The 14,935-nt window shown below is 72.3% G+C and carries 11 protein-coding genes; 8 read left to right on the forward strand and 3 right to left on the reverse strand.

The features are described 5' to 3' along the window. Window positions 1–95: 95 nt before the first annotated feature. On the forward strand, window positions 96–1,058 hold the full coding sequence (locus SMD11_RS26385; protein WP_087928824.1) for an SMP-30/gluconolactonase/LRE family protein: 963 nt from the start codon (window positions 96–98) through the stop codon (window positions 1,056–1,058). Window positions 1,059–1,069: 11 nt separating this feature from the next. Here SMD11_RS26385 and SMD11_RS26390 read toward each other — a convergent pair whose 3' ends face one another. Then, window positions 1,070–1,924 carry a helix-turn-helix transcriptional regulator gene (locus SMD11_RS26390; protein WP_087928825.1) on the reverse strand — a complete coding sequence of 285 codons (855 nt, stop codon included), beginning with the start codon at window positions 1,922–1,924 and terminating at the stop codon, window positions 1,070–1,072. Window positions 1,925–2,070: 146 nt separating this feature from the next. Between SMD11_RS26390 and SMD11_RS26395 the strand changes: the two genes are divergently transcribed. Then, window positions 2,071–3,513: an MFS transporter gene (locus SMD11_RS26395; RefSeq protein WP_087928826.1), complete on the forward strand. Its 1,443-nt coding sequence runs from the start codon at window positions 2,071–2,073 to the stop codon at window positions 3,511–3,513. Window positions 3,514–3,533: 20 nt separating this feature from the next. On the opposite strand, the gene SMD11_RS26400 is transcribed toward SMD11_RS26395, so the two are convergent. Next, window positions 3,534–3,758, reverse strand: a complete 225-nt coding sequence (locus SMD11_RS26400; protein ID WP_087928827.1) for a hypothetical protein — start codon at window positions 3,756–3,758, stop codon at window positions 3,534–3,536. Window positions 3,759–3,883: 125 nt separating this feature from the next. Between SMD11_RS26400 and SMD11_RS26405 the strand changes: the two genes are divergently transcribed. Further along, window positions 3,884–4,489, forward strand: coding sequence for a TetR/AcrR family transcriptional regulator (locus tag SMD11_RS26405; RefSeq protein ID WP_087928828.1), 606 nt, complete (start codon window positions 3,884–3,886; stop codon window positions 4,487–4,489). Window positions 4,490–4,529: 40 nt separating this feature from the next. Here SMD11_RS26405 and metH read toward each other — a convergent pair whose 3' ends face one another. Further along, window positions 4,530–8,039 (reverse strand): methionine synthase, encoded by a 3,510-nt coding sequence (gene metH / locus SMD11_RS26410; RefSeq protein WP_087928829.1) that lies wholly within the window; start codon window positions 8,037–8,039, stop codon window positions 4,530–4,532. A 430-nt stretch (window positions 8,040–8,469) separates the two neighbouring features. Between metH and SMD11_RS26415 the strand changes: the two genes are divergently transcribed. From SMD11_RS26415 to SMD11_RS26435, 5 genes are all read left to right on the forward strand, one after another. After that, window positions 8,470–9,234 carry an IclR family transcriptional regulator gene (locus SMD11_RS26415; protein ID WP_087928830.1) on the forward strand — a complete coding sequence of 255 codons (765 nt, stop codon included), beginning with the start codon at window positions 8,470–8,472 and terminating at the stop codon, window positions 9,232–9,234. Between the two features lie 411 nt (window positions 9,235–9,645). After that, the gene (locus SMD11_RS26420) at window positions 9,646–10,428 is read left to right on the forward strand and encodes an MIP/aquaporin family protein (protein ID WP_087928831.1); all 783 of its coding nucleotides are present in this window, start codon (window positions 9,646–9,648) and stop codon (window positions 10,426–10,428) included. 41 nt (window positions 10,429–10,469) lie between these two features. Continuing rightward, window positions 10,470–11,996, forward strand: a complete 1,527-nt coding sequence (glpK, locus tag SMD11_RS26425; protein ID WP_087928832.1) for a glycerol kinase GlpK — start codon at window positions 10,470–10,472, stop codon at window positions 11,994–11,996. Between the two features lie 2 nt (window positions 11,997–11,998). Next, complete coding sequence (locus SMD11_RS26430; protein ID WP_087928833.1) at window positions 11,999–13,606, forward strand: glycerol-3-phosphate dehydrogenase/oxidase; 1,608 nt, start codon at window positions 11,999–12,001, stop codon at window positions 13,604–13,606. Between the two features lie 243 nt (window positions 13,607–13,849). After that, window positions 13,850–14,878: a hypothetical protein gene (locus SMD11_RS26435; RefSeq protein WP_234366171.1), complete on the forward strand. Its 1,029-nt coding sequence runs from the start codon at window positions 13,850–13,852 to the stop codon at window positions 14,876–14,878. Window positions 14,879–14,935 lie beyond the last annotated feature (57 nt).

Consider the following 14,935-nt stretch of genomic DNA (forward strand, 5'->3'; position numbering starts at 1 on the left):
TCGTCCGCCCGGATCCGCGTGTGGGGCGGGTTCGGCGGGTAGGGCTGTGCTTCCGTGATCCCGGTCACTCTCCACGCCTCGGAAGGACGCACACCATGGCAGGCTCCCTCGCACGCCGAAGACTGCTCGGGGCCGCCGGCGCGGCGCTCGGCGCGGCGGCCGTCGCAGGACCTCTGGCGTCGCCGGCCCGTGCCCAGGCCCCCTGGCCCACCCGCTTCCCGCTGCCCGACGGCTTCCGGCCCGAGGGCATCACGACCGGCCCCGGGCCGTACGCCTGGTTCGGCTCGCTCGGCGGCGGCTCGCTCTATCGCGCGAGCCTGGCCACGGGGCGCGGCAGGGTCGTCACCACCGGCAGCGACACCCCCACCGTCGGCCTCAAGTCGGACCGCCGCGGCCGGCTCTTCCTGGCCGGCGGCCCCACCCGGCAGCTGCGCGTGGTCGACGGCCGCGCCGGCCGCACCCTCGCCACGTACGAGGTGGGCAAGGCGCTCACGGTCGTCAACGACGTGGTGCTCACCCCCGGCGGCGCCTGGTTCACCGACTCCACCCGGTCCCAGCTCTACGGGCTGCCGTTCGGCCCGCGCGGCGAGCTGCCGCACGCCCGCGACATCGTCACCCTGCCGCTGAAGGGCGAGTGGGCCGAGGCCCCGGACAACGGCTTCACCACCAACGGCATCGAGCGCACCCCCGACGGGGCGGCGCTGCTCGTCATCAACGTCTTCGCGGACGGCGGCACGCTCTTCCGCGTGGACCCGCGCACCGGGGACGCCCGCCGCGTCGACCTCGGCGGCAGGAAGCTGCCCGACGGGGACGGCGCCCTGCTCCTCGGCCGCACGCTCTACGTCGTCCAGCAGATCCAGAACGCCGTCGACGTCTTCCACCTGGACGCCACCGGCCTGCGCGGCCGCGCGGTGGCCAGGATCACCGACCCGCGCTTCCGGATCCCGACCACCGTGGCCGCCTTCCGCGACCGGCTCTACCTCCCCAACTCGCGCTTCAACGAGGAGCAGACGCCGGACATGGAGTACGACGCCGTGGCGGTGCCGCGGGTGAGGTAGGCGCGCCGTCCTCACCCGGTGGTGGTCCCGGCCTCCGGTGCACCGGAAGCGAGCAGGTCCGGCAGCTTCCCGGCGGTCTCCGCGTCCGCCGGGACGCAGGCGAAGAGCTTGACGCCCGGTGCGTCCAGGGCGGCCAGCTTCACGTAGTCGAGGGTGAGGAGGCCGGCCCGCGGGTGGTGGAAGCGCCGCCGGTTGGCGCGGAACCCCGCGATGTCGTGCGCCTCCCACCAGGTGCGGAACTCCTCGCTCTCCCGCCGCAGTCCGTCCGTGAGCCGGGTCAGGCCGGGGTCGCCCACGCGGTGCCGCGCGTCCGCCCGGAACTGCGCCACCAGGTGCCGCGCCTGCCCCGGCCAGTCGGCCAGGAGCGTCCGGAACCGCGGGTCCGTGAACACCATGCGGACGAGGTTGCGCTCCTGGGTCGGCAGCAGCGCCGGGTCGCCGATCAGGGCGGCCTCGGCGCGGTTCCAGGCCACCAGGTTCCAGTGGGCGTCGAGGCAGTACGCCGGATGCGGATCGAGCGCGTCCACCAGTTGCTGGAGGGCGGCGCCCGGCCCCTCGGCGGGGTCCGGCTCCTCCGGCGGCTCCCCGGCCAGCGCGAACAGGTGCCGCCGCTCGGCGGCGTCGAGCATCAGCGCGCGGGCCAGGCCCTCCAGCACCTGCCGGCTCACGCTGATCCGGCGTCCCTGCTCCAGCCAGGTGTACCAGGTCACGCTCACGCCGGAGAGCAGGGCGACCTCCTCGCGGCGCAGGCCGGGCGTACGGCGCCGGGTGCCCGCCAGGATGCCCACGTCGCGCGGGGTGAGCCGCTCCCGGCGCGACCGCAGGAAGCCGGCGAGCGCGCGCCGCCGGACCTGATCGGGGGTCATGTCCTGTTCGGGCGGCGGCATTCCCTCTCGCAGGGGTCGGGCCGTGGGCGAAGCGCCGGGACGGCGTCGCACGGCATCGGGGTGGAATTCACACCAGCATAAGTGGCCACTCCCGGCCCGCTCCGGGCCGCCCGAGGATCGCGGACATGACGCAGAAACCCTCCGCCGTCTCTTCCGTTCCCTCTTCCCCTCCGGCCGCCACGGGATCGCCGGCCGCCTCGCCCTGGCGAGCCCTGTCCGTGCTGCTCGCGGGGGCCTTCATGGCCGTGCTCGACACCTTTATCGTGCTCGTCGCGGCACCGGCCGTCCGGACGGAGCTCCACGCCTCCGCCGCCGACCTCCAGCTGATCCTGGCCGGCTACCAGCTCACGTACGCCGTCGCCCTGATCACCGGGGCGCGCCTCGGCGATCTCCTCGGCCGCAAGCGGATGTTCATGACCGGCACGGCGCTCTTCACCCTGGCGTCGGCGGCCTGCGCGGTCGCCCCCGGGCCGGGCGCTCTGACCGCGGCCCGGATGGCCCAGGGGCTCACCGCCGCCCTGATGTTCCCGCAGGTCCTCACGATGATCCAGGTGCTCGTCCCGGCCCCGGGCCGGCCGCGGGCCTTCGGCGCCCTCGGCGCCGTGATCGGTCTGTCCGGTGCGGCGGGTCAGCTGCTCGGCGGCGTCCTGGTCGCGGCCCACCCCTTCGGCTCCGCCTGGCGGCCGGTGTTCTGGGTCAACGTGCCGATCGGCCTGGTCACCCTGGCACTGGCCGCCAGGTACGTCCCGGAGTCCCGCGCCGAGGGAGCCCGCCGCCTGGACCTGCCCGGCGCGGCGGCCCTGACCGTCGCGCTGTTCCTGCTCGTCGTGCCGCTGATCGAGGGCCGCGAGGCGGGCCGGCCGCTGTGGACCTGGCTCGGTCTCGCCGCGGCGGCCGCCGCCCTCGCCGTCTTCGTCGCCGTGGAGCGCCGCGTCGAGGCCCGGGGCGGCGCACCGCTCGTACGCCCGGGGCTGCTGCGCTCGCGGCCGTTCGCCCTGGGGATGTCCCTCGTCGTGCTGGCCTACGCGGGCATCAACTCGTACTTCCTGGTCCTCTCGCTGACCCTCCAGGACGGCCTGGGGATGAGCGCGCTGGGCTCCGCGCTCTGCTACGTCCCCTTCGCCGCCGCCTTCTTCGCCACCAATCTGGCGGCGGGGCGGACGTCCGGGTCCGGGACGGGCGCCCTGCGGTGCGGGGCGCTCGTCGCCGCCGCGGGGTTCGGGGCGACCGTCGCCGTGGCCGCCTGTTCCGACGGCGGCCCGCGCGCCTGGCAGCTGGCCCTGGCCCTGGTGCCGGTCGGCGTCGGCAACGGCCTTCTCGTCCCGCCGCTCCTGGGGGCCGTCCTCTCCCGCGTCGGCCCCGCCGACACCGGTACGGCCTCGGGCGTGCTGTCCACCGGCCAGCAGGTCGGCGGCGCGCTCGGGGTCGCGGTGGCCGGCGCGCTGTACTTCGGCGCCCGGAACGGCAGCGGCCCCGCGGCGTACGGCCACGCGCTGGCGGTCGCCACGGTGTTCCATGTGGTGCTGATGGTGGTGCTGGCAGGACTGCTGGGCCGGCTGCGGCGCTAGCGGCGGCCACCGGCGCCCGGTCACGCGCGCTTGCCGCGCCCCTTCTTCGCGCGGTCCTCGGCCCACCCGGCCAGCAGGGCACCGGCCACGCCGACCACCACGTAGCAGGTCAGGCGGACCGCGAAGCCGCCCGGGACCCAGCCGAGGAGCCCGCCCTTGTCGTGGTCGATCAGCAGCCGGATGACGCCCTGGGCGCCGAGCACCAGCAGGACCGCACCGGCGACCTGCCCGATGGTGTACTTCATGACACACCCCGTTCGTGTCCGGGAGCGGCCCGCCCCGAGCCTGTTGATACGATCGAATCATAACGCTGAGCGAGATTCGTCGCCGCGCCGCACGGGGGAGCGGCGACGCGGCGAGTGAGGAAGACATGCCCCGACAGGCCGATCACGACCAGCGCCGCCGCCAGATCGCCGAGGCCGTCTGGCGGCTGGCCTCCCGAAGCGGCCTGGAGGACGTGACCCTGCGCCAGGTCGCCGCCGAGGCCGGCGTCTCCGTACGGCTGGTCCAGTACTACTTCGGCAACCGCGACGGCCTGCTGCTCACCTCGCTGGAGATCCTCAACGCCGACGCCGAGCGGCGCGCCAAGGAGCGCGTCGAGGCCGCGGCGGAGCCGCCCACCTCACGCGGCACCGTGCGGGGCGTCCTGCTGGAGCTGCTCCCCCTGGACGAGGAGCGGCGCACCCGCCATCTGGTGTACGTGGCCTACTTCGTCCGCTTCCTGAACGACGAGAACCTCGCCGCGGTCGCCCGCGACGCCCCGCCCGCGCTGGAGCGGCTGGTCGCGGGCCTGATCGCCTGGGGCCAGGAGCGCGGCGAGGTCCCCGCCGACCTCGACCCGCGCCCCGAGGCGGAACTCCTCCTGGCGGCGACGGACGGACTCCAGACCAGCGTCCTGCTGGGACAGCGCACGCCGGAGGAGGCGGTGGCCCTGGTCGACCACCAGCTGAACCGCCTCTTCGTCGGCGCGGGGTAGGGCCGGCCGGCCGCCCCGGCGGGCGGCCCGGCCGGCGAGGTCACCGCGCGTTGAAGTACTTCGCCTCCGGGTGGTGGATCACGATCGCGTCCGTCGACTGCTCCGGGTGCAGCTGGAACTCCTCCGACAGGTGGACGCCGATCCGCTCCGGCTCCAGCAGGGCCGCGATCTTCGCGCGGTCCTCCAGGTCGGGGCAGGCGCCGTAGCCCAGGGAGAAGCGGGCGCCGCGGTACTTGAGGGCGAACATGTCCTCGACGTCCGACGGGTCCTCGCCGCCGAAGCCGAGCTCGGCGCGGACCCGGGCGTGCCAGTACTCGGCGAGGGCCTCGGCCAGCTGGACGGAGAGCCCGTGCAGCTCCAGGTAGTCGCGGTACGCGTCGGCCGCGAAGAGCTCGGCCGTGGCCTCGCCGATGCGGGAGCCGACCGTGACGACCTGGAGGCCGACGACGTCCGTCTCGCCGGACTCCTCCGGGCGGAAGAAGTCCGCGAGGCACAGCCGGCGGCCGCGCCGCTGGCGGGGGAAGGTGAAGCGGGTGCGCTCGGTGCCGTCCTCGTGGAGCAGGATCAGGTCGTCGCCCTTGGAGACGCACGGGAAGTAGCCGTAGACGACGGCCGCCTCCAGGAGGTTCTCCGTGTGCAGCTTCTCCAGCCAGCCGCGCAGGTGCGGACGGCCCTCGGTCTCGACCAGCTCCTCGTACGTCGGGCCGCCCGCGCGGGCCTGCTTCAGGCCCCACTGGCCCTTGAAGAGCGCGCCCTCGTCCAGCCAGGAGGCGTACTCCTTGAGCTGGATGCCCTTGACCACCCGCGTGCCCCAGAACGGCGGGGCGGGCACCGTGTTGCCGACCGAGACGTCCGAGCGGACCGAGCCCTCCGGCTCCTCGTCCTCCACCACCGGGGCCGCGGCCCGCTTGGGGACCCGCCGCTGCTTGAGCTCCGGCAGGGCCGCGCCCGGCACCCCGCGCTTGACGGCGATCAGCGCGTCCATCAGGCGCAGGCCCTCGAACGCGTCACGGGCGTAGCGGACCTCGCCCTCGTAGATCTCGTGCAGGTCCTGCTCGACGTACGCCCGCGTCAGCGCGGCACCGCCGAGGATCACCGGGTAGTCGGCCGCCAGCTTGCGCTGGTTCAGCTCCTCCAGGTTCTCCTTCATGATCACGGTGGACTTCACCAGGAGCCCGGACATGCCGATCACATCGGCGCGGTGCTCCTCCGCGGCCTCCACGATCGCCGAGACCGGCTGCTTGATGCCGAGGTTGACGACGTTGTAGCCGTTGTTGGAGAGGATGATGTCGACGAGGTTCTTGCCGATGTCGTGGACGTCGCCGCGGACGGTGGCGAGCACGATCGTGCCCTTGCCCTCCGCGTCGCTCTTCTCCATGTGCGGCTCCAGATAGGCGACCGCCGACTTCATCACCTCGGCCGACTGGAGCACGAACGGCAGCTGCATCTGGCCCGAGCCGAACAGCTCGCCGACGACCTTCATGCCCTCCAGCAGCGTCTCGTTGACGATCTCCAGCGCGGGGCGGTCCCGGAGCGCCTCGTCGAGGTCGGCCTCCAGGCCGTTCTTCTCGCCGTCGATGATCCGGCGCTGGAGCCGCTCGTCCAGCGGCAGGGCCAGCAGCTCCTCGGCCTTCCCCGCCTTCATCGACTTCATGTTGACGCCCTCGAAGAGCTCCATGAGCCGCTGCAAGGGGTCGTAGCCCTCGGCGCGCCGGTCGTAGATGAGGTCGAGGGCGACCTTGACCTGCTCCTCCTCCAGGCGGGCGATCGGCAGGATCTTGCTCGCGTGCACGATCGCCGAGTCCAGACCGGCCTTGACGCACTCGTCCAGGAAGACGGAGTTCAGGACCACGCGCGCGGCCGGGTTCAGACCGAAGGAGATGTTGGACAGACCCAGGGTGGTCTGCACCTCCGGGTGGCGGCGCTTGAGCTCGCGGATCGCCTCGATGGTGGCGATGCCGTCCTTGCGGGACTCCTCCTGGCCGGTGCAGATCGTGAAGGTCAGGGTGTCGATGAGGATGTCGCACTCATGGATGCCCCAGTTGCCGGTGAGGTCGGCGATGAGCCGCTCGGCGATGGCGACCTTGTTCTCGACGGTACGGGCCTGGCCCTCCTCGTCGATGGTCAGGGCGATCAGCGCCGCGCCGTGCTCGGCCGCCAGCGCCGTCACCTTCGCGAACCGCGACTCGGGGCCGTCCCCGTCCTCGTAGTTCACGGAGTTGATCACGGCCCGGCCGCCCAGCTTCTCCAGCCCGGCCCGGATCACCTCCAGCTCGGTGGAGTCCAGCACGATCGGCAGCGTCGAGGCCGTGGCGAAGCGGCCCGCCAGCTCCTCCATGTCCGCGACGCCGTCCCGGCCGACGTAGTCCACGCACAGGTCGAGCATGTGCGCGCCCTCGCGGATCTGGTCGCGGGCCATCTCCACGCAGTCGTCCCAGCGGGCCTCCAGCATGGCCTCGCGGAACTTCTTCGAGCCGTTGGCGTTGGTGCGCTCGCCGATCGCCAGGTAGGAGGTGTCCTGCCGGAACGGCACGGTCTGGTAGAGCGAGGCGGCGCCGGGCTCGGGGCGCGGGCTGCGCTCCGTCGGGCGCATCTCGCGGACCCGCTCGACGACCTGCCGCAGGTGCTCGGGCGTCGTGCCGCAGCAGCCGCCGACCAGCGACAGCCCGTACTCCCGGACGAACGTCTCATGGGCGTCCGCCAGTTCGCCCGGGGTGAGCGGGTAATGGGCGCCGTTCTTGCCGAGCACCGGCAGGCCCGCGTTGGGCATCGCGGACACGCGCGTACGGGCGTGCCGGGAGAGGTAGCGCAGGTGCTCGCTCATCTCGGCCGGGCCGGTGGCGCAGTTGAGGCCGATCATGTCGATGCCGAGCGGCTCCAGCGCGGTGAGCGCGGCGCCGATCTCCGAGCCGAGGAGCATGGTGCCGGTGGTCTCGACGGTGACCTGCACCAGCAGCGGCAGGTCGGCGCCGGCCGCCCGGAGCGCCCGCCGGGCGCCGATCACGGAGGCCTTGGTCTGGAGGAGGTCCTGGGTGGTCTCCACCAGGATCGCGTCCGCGCCGCCGGCCACCAGGCCCTCGACGTTCCGCTGGTAGGCGTCGCGCAGCCGGTCGTACGGAGCGTGGCCCAGCGTCGGCAGCTTGGTGCCCGGGCCGACCGAGCCGAGCACCCAGCGCGTCCGGCCGTCGCCCGCCGCGAACTCGTCCGCCACCTCGCGGGCGATCCGCGCGCCCGCCTCGGACAGCTCGAAGATCCGGTCGGCGACGTCGTACTCGCCCAGGGCGGCCAGGTTCGCGCCGAAGGTGTTGGTCTCCACGCAGTCCACGCCGACCGCGAAGTACTCCTCGTGGACCGAGCGCACGATGTCGGGGCGGGTGACGTTGAGGATCTCGTTGCAGCCCTCCAGCTGCTGGAAGTCCTCCATGCTGGGGTCCTGTGCCTGGAGCATCGTGCCCATCGCGCCGTCGGCCACGACGACCCGGGAGGCGAGCGCCTCCCGCAGTTCGGAGGCTCGGGCGGTGCTGGCGGTCGATGGCGTGAACGAGGCCATGGAAGTGCTCCCGGGGTTGCGACGGCTGTCGGCTTTGCGTCCTCCGGTGGAGAACGCACGCCGCAAGCCTAGCTGGCGGGCCCGGGAAATGGACGGGTGTCCCACCGCTTGATACGGCCCGCCCAGGACTTGATCACGCACTTGGTCAGGTCGGCCGGTACTCCGTCAGGTACGGGCCGCCGACGGGGTCCAGGGCCTCCCGGGGCCGTGCCCGGCCCGCGTCCGATCGGGGGACCCACCCCCCTTCGGCGCAAGGCCCGTTCGGGTGCCGCGCGGGGCCCGTGAGCCCTCCGGCAGGGGCGTGACCAGGGCAAGTGTTCACCCCGGCGATCGCTCCGCGATCATGAAAAGGCCCGCGGTCAGCTACCTCTCGGTCGGCATCGGCCGATAGTGTTCAGCATTGCCGAACGGCATTGGAGGAGGTTGCACGATGGCACGGACCATCCAGTCGCTCGAACGAGCGGCGGCGATGCTACGGCTGCTCGCAGGGGGAGAGCGACGGCTGGGTCTGTCCGACGTGGCCTCCGCGCTGGGGCTGGCGAAGGGCACCGCACACGGCATCCTCCGGACCCTCCAGCAGGAGGGCTTCGTCGAGCAGGACCCCGCCTCCGGGCGTTACCAGCTCGGCGCCGAGCTGCTGCGCCTGGGCAACAGCTACCTGGACGTGCACGAGCTCCGTGCCCGTGCCCTGGTCTGGGCGGACGACCTCGCCCGGTCGAGCGGCGAGAGTGTCTATCTGGGCGTGCTCCACCAGCAGGGCGTGCTGATCATCCACCACGTCTTCCGGCCGGACGACAGCCGCCAGGTGCTGGAGGTCGGCGCGATGCACCCGCTGCACAGCACCGCGCTCGGCAAGGTCCTCTCCGCCTACGACCCCGTGGCGCACAGCGAGGCCGCCGAGGCCGAGCGCGAGGCGTTCACCCCCCGCACCGTCACCGGTCTGGCCGACTTCGAGGGGATCCTGGACCTGACCCGGGCCCGGGGCTGGGCCTCCGACGTCGAGGAGACGTGGGAGGGCGTGGCCTCGGTGGCCTCTCCCATCCACGACCGGCGGCGGATGCCGGTGGGTGCCGTGGGCATCACCGGCGCCGTGGAGCGCGTCTGCGAGAACGGCGAGCTGCGGGCGCAGCTGGTCGCGGCCGTACGGGACTGCGCGCGCGCCGTCTCCCGGGACCTCGGGGCCGGCCGCTTCTGAGCCCGCGCCGGCCGGGTGCCGGCCGCCGGGCGTCCGCTCCGCCGGCCCCTGACGCCGCTCGCCGGCCGGTTCGCGGGGCCACCCTCCGGGCGCCTGCCGCCCGCGGCGCCCCCGCCGCTCTGTCCCGTCCGTCACACCTCGGACAAGATCCCAGGTCGCGGTTCGGTTACTGCCGGGTATCGATCGTCTACTTTCGGCCCCGTGGCCGGGACTTTTCGGTCTCGGAACCCTTGACGCACCCTTGACGTTGCAGAAAACTGCCGTTCATCGGTCGGCATTGTCGAACACCTAACGACAATATTCGCTATGGTGGACTCTGCCGCGGGCCGATCAAAGCCCTCTCGGAGGGCGCGGACCACCGGAGGGACCCGGGGTTCGCCTTCCCCTGGACGAAGGACAAAGGAGTCGCGGGTGTCCAGCTCCGACATCTTCACCGGTGAGCTCATCGGTACCGCAGTGTTGATCCTGCTCGGCGGTGGCGTGTGCGCCGCCGTCACCCTGAAGCGTTCGAAGGCACAGAACGCGGGTTGGCTCGCCATCACGTTCGGCTGGGGTTTCGCCGTACTGGCCGGTGCGTACATCGGCACCAAGTCCGGCGCGCACCTCAACCCGGCCGTCACCCTCGGCCTCGCCATCGACGGCGCGACCGCGTGGAAGGACGTTCCGCTCTACATCGGCTCCCAGCTGCTCGGCGCCATGATCGGTGCGACGCTGGTCTGGTTCGCCTACTACGGCCAGTTCAAGGCCCACCTGACGGACCCGGAGCTCGTCGCGAGCCTCAACCCCGCCGAAGGTATGGTCGACCAGACCGCGACGCCCCAGGCCGGCCCGGTGCTCGGCATCTTCTCCACCGGCCCCGAGATCCGTAACGCGGTGCAGAACCTCGTCACCGAGATCATCGGCACCGCCGCACTGGTGCTCTTCATCCTCACCATGGGTCTGACGAAGGGCCTGGCCACGAGCGGCACGGGCACCCTGATGGTCGCCCTCGTCGTCGTCGGCATCGGCCTCTCGCTCGGCGGCCCGACCGGTTACGCCATCAACCCCGCCCGTGACCTCGGCCCGCGCATCGTGCACGCGCTGCTGCCGCTGCCCAACAAGGGCGGTTCAGACTGGGGCTACGCCTGGGTTCCGGTGGTCGGCCCGCTCGTCGGCGCCGCCCTGGCCGCAGGCATCCACAAGATCGCGTTCTGATCCCCCGCCGAGACCTTCAGACCTCAGGAGCTAGAGACACCATGACCGACGCGCACAGCCAGGGCCCGTTCATCGCGGCGATCGACCAGGGCACCACCTCTTCCCGCTGCATCGTCTTCGACCGCGACGGGCGCATCGTCTCCGTCGACCAGAAGGAGCACGAGCAGATCTTCCCGAAGCCGGGCTGGGTCGAGCACGACGCCGCGGAGATCTGGACCAACGTCCAGCAGGTCGTCGCCAGTGCCGTCGAGAAGGCGGGCATCACCGCCGCCGACGTCAAGGCGATCGGTATCACCAACCAGCGCGAGACCACGCTGCTGTGGGACAAGAACACCGGTGAGCCGGTCCACAACGCCATCGTCTGGCAGGACACCCGCACCGACGGGCTCTGCAAGGAGCTCGGCCGCAACGTCGGCCAGGACCGTTTCCGCCGTGAGACCGGCCTGCCGCTGGCCAGCTACTTCTCCGGCCCGAAGGTCCGCTGGCTGCTGGACAACGTCGAGGGTCTGCGCGAGCGCGCCGAGGCCGGCGACATCCTCTTCGGCACCATGGACTCCTGGGTCATCTGGAACCTCACCGGTGGTGTCGACGGCGGCGTGCACGTCACCGACGTCACCAACGCCTCCCGCACGATGCTGATGAACCTGCGCAGCCTCGACTGGGACGAGCGCATCCTGGAGTCGATGGAGATCCCGGCCGCGATCCTGCCGGAGATCCGCTCCTCCGCCGAGGTCTACGGCACCGCGCGGGGCGGCGCCCTGGCCGGTGTGCCCGTCGCCTCCGCGCTCGGTGACCAGCAGGCGGCCCTCTTCGGCCAGACCTGTTTCTCCGAGGGCGAGGCCAAGTCGACGTACGGCACCGGCACGTTCATGCTGATGAACACCGGCGGCGAGCCCGTCAACTCCTACAACGGCCTGCTCACCACCGTCGGCTACCGCATCGGCGACCAGGACCCGGTCTACGCCCTCGAGGGCTCCATCGCCGTCACCGGCTCCCTCGTGCAGTGGATGCGCGACCAGATGGGCCTGATCAAGAGCGCGGCCGAGATCGAGACGCTCGCCAGCTCCGTCGAGGACAACGGCGGCGCGTACTTCGTGCCGGCCTTCTCCGGCCTGTTCGCCCCCTACTGGCGCTCCGACGCGCGCGGTGTCATCGCGGGCCTGACCCGTTACGTCACCAAGGCGCACATCGCCCGCGCCGTGCTCGAGGCCACCGCCTGGCAGACCCGCGAGATCACCGACGCCATGACGAAGGACTCCGGCGTCGAGCTGACCGCGCTCAAGGTCGACGGCGGCATGACCTCCAACAACTTGCTGATGCAGACCCTCTCGGACTTCCTGGACGCACCGGTCGTGCGCCCGATGGTCGCCGAGACGACCTGCCTCGGCGCCGCCTACGCCGCCGGTCTTGCCGTCGGCTTCTGGCCGGACACCGACGCCCTGCGTGCCAACTGGCGCCGGGCCGCCGAGTGGACCCCCCGCATGGACGCGGACACGCGTGACCGCGAGTACAAGAGCTGGCTCAAGGCCGTCGAGCGGACCATGGGCTGGATCGAGGACGAGGAGTAATCATGACAACCCCGCAGAGCGTTCCGACGCTGGGAACGCACCCGGCTGCCGGTTCCAACCCGAGCCGCGCCGAGACCCGGGACCGACTGTCGAACGCGACATACGACCTCCTGGTGATCGGTGGTGGCATCCTGGGCACCTCGGTGGCCTGGCACGCCGCGCAGTCCGGACTGCGGGTCGCGATGGTGGACGCCGGTGACTTCGCCGGCGCCACCTCCTCCGCGTCCTCCAAGCTCGTCCACGGCGGTCTGCGCTACCTCCAGACCGGCGCGGTCAAGCTCGTCGCGGAGAACCACCACGAGCGCCGGGTGCTGGCCAAGGACGTGGCCCCGCACCTGGTCAACCCGCTCACCTTCTACCTGCCCGTCTACAAGGGCGGCCCGGTGGGCGCGGCCAAGCTCGGCGCCGGTGTGTTCGCCTACTCGGCGCTGTCCGCCTTCGGCGACGGCGTCGGCAAGGTGATCTCCCCGGCCAAGGCCCAGGCCGACAACCCGGGTCTGCGCACGGACAACCTCAAGGCCGTCGCGGTCTACTACGACCACCAGATGAACGACTCGCGCGTCGCGGTCATGACGGTCCGCGCGGCCGTCGAGTCCGGCGCGGTCGTGCTGAACCACGCCGAGGTCACCGGGCTGCGCTTCACGCACGGCAAGGTCACCGGCGCGGAGCTCAAGGACAGGGTGGACGGTGCCGAGTTCGGCATCGACGCTCGGGTCGTCCTCAACGCCACCGGCCCGTGGGTGGACCACCTGCGCAAGCTGGAAGACAAGGGCGCCAACCCGAGCATCCGCCTGTCCAAGGGCGCGCACATCGTGATGAAGCGCAAGTCGCCGTGGAAGGCCGCCATGGCCACCCCGATCGACAAGTACCGCATCACCTTCGCCCTCCCGTGGGAGGACCAGCTCCTCCTCGGCACCACCGACACCCAGTACGAGGGTGACCCGGCGGACGTGCGCGCCACGGAGGAGGACATCCAGCAGATCCTCGACGAGGCCGCGTTCTCCATCCAGGACGCCGACCTCGACCGCTCCCTGATGACGTACGCCTTCGCCGGTCTGCGCGTGCTGCCGGGCGGCCCCGGCGACGTCGCCCAGGCCAAGCGCGAGACCGTGGTCACCGAGGGCAAGGGCGGCATGCTGTCGGTCGCCGGCGGCAAGTGGACCACCTACCGCCACATCGGCCGTACGGTCATGTCCAAGCTCGCGAAGCTGCCCGGCAGCCCGCTGACCGAGGAGATGGAGCCCATCTCCAGCCTGGTCCGCCGGACCCCGCTGCCCGGTGTCGCCAACCCGAACGCGGTCGCCCACCGCCTGCTCGTGGACCGCGAGCCCGGCAGCCGCATGGACCCGCTGACCGCCCGCCACCTGGCGACGCACTACGGCTCGCTGTCCTTCGACATCGCGCGCCTGGTCAACGAGAACCCGGAGCTCGGCGAGCGCATCCACCCGGACGGCCCGGAGATCTGGGCCCAGGTCGCCTACGCCCGCGACCACGAGTGGGCGGAGACGGTGGACGACGTCCTGCGCCGCCGTACGACGCTGACGATCCGCGGTCTGGACACGGAGGACGTCCGCACCCGCGTCAAGGACATGCTCGGCGACAAGGGCTGACGCCCGCCGGGCCGGTCCCTGTGACCGGGTGATCGTTCGATCGCTCCCGAGGGGAGGGACGCACCGCGCGTCCCTCCCCTCGGCGCGTCCGCCCGCCGGGCGCGGGGGCCGCCGCAGACCGGTACCAACCGGCGCCGACCGGTCCTGATCGGAACTGACCGACCCGTGATCGCGTCACCCTGGGAAGAAGAAGGGGCGATTCTTTCCATGAAGCGACCGGATTTGAGCAAAATGCTTTCTAAGATGCGCATCCGGCGGCCGAGCAAGCTGCTGGTGAAGCGCCTCGCGCTCGCCCTGGCCGTGGTGCTCGTCCTGCCGCTCGCGGTGGCGGGCAGCGCGCTGCGCGCCGCCTACGCCGGGTCCCCCTCCGAGGAGGCGGTCACCCGGGGCAAGGACGCGATCTGGCTGGGGCACGCCTGGGTCGACGGCCGTAAGGGCGACGCCGAACTGGCCGGTCTCAAGCGGAAGATGGCCGGCACCGGGCTGCGCGACCTCTACGTGCACACGGGCCCCCTGGAGCACGACGGCACGCTCCCCGCGAAGGTCTACCCGCGCGCCTCCTGGCTGATCGGCGCCGTCCACCGCGAGCTGCCGGGCGTCCGCGTCCACGCCTGGCTGGGCGACAAGGTCGTCCGTAAGGGCGAGGGCGACGCCGGCCTGCGGCTGGACTCGGCCCCGGCGCGCGCCGCCGTGGTGGCCAGCGCCCGGCAGGTGATGCGCGCCGGATTCGAGGGCGTGCACCTCGATGTCGAACCCGTACGCACCGGTGACGCGTCCTTCCTCGCCCTGCTGGACGGCCTCCGGCCGGCCGTCCGGTCCGCCGGCGGGGTGTTCTCCGTCGCCGCCCAGCAGATCGACCCGGTGCCGGCCATGCACAAGGCGGCGCGCACGGCGGGCAGCCCCAAGTGGTGGACGCAGAAGTACTTCGGCCAGGTCGCCCGCAGGACGGACCAGATCGCCGTCATGTCCTACGACACCGGGATCCCGCTGGAGAGCCTCTACGGCGGCTACGTGGCCCGCCAGACGGCCCTCGCCCTCCAGGTGACGCCGCGGGACACGGACCTGCTGATGGGCCTGCCCTTCTACCACACCGACTCCTGGGGCCATCACGCGAGCGCGGAGACGGCCGCCGCCGCGGTGCGCGGCGCCCGGCTCGGTCTGAGCAGGGAGGACCGCGACCGGGAGCGCTTCGGACTGGCGCTCTACGTCGACTTCGCGGCCACCGACGCCGACTGGCGGGCCTATCGCAACGGCTGGGGCGCCAGAGGGTGACCAACAGGTGAGGAAGAGCCCGTACAGGGGCTGCGAACAGGGGGCGCGGAAGTCGTA

Origin of the sequence: Streptomyces albireticuli (assembly GCF_002192455.1) — a bacterium.
GTDB lineage: Bacteria > Actinomycetota > Actinomycetes > Streptomycetales > Streptomycetaceae > Streptomyces > Streptomyces albireticuli_B.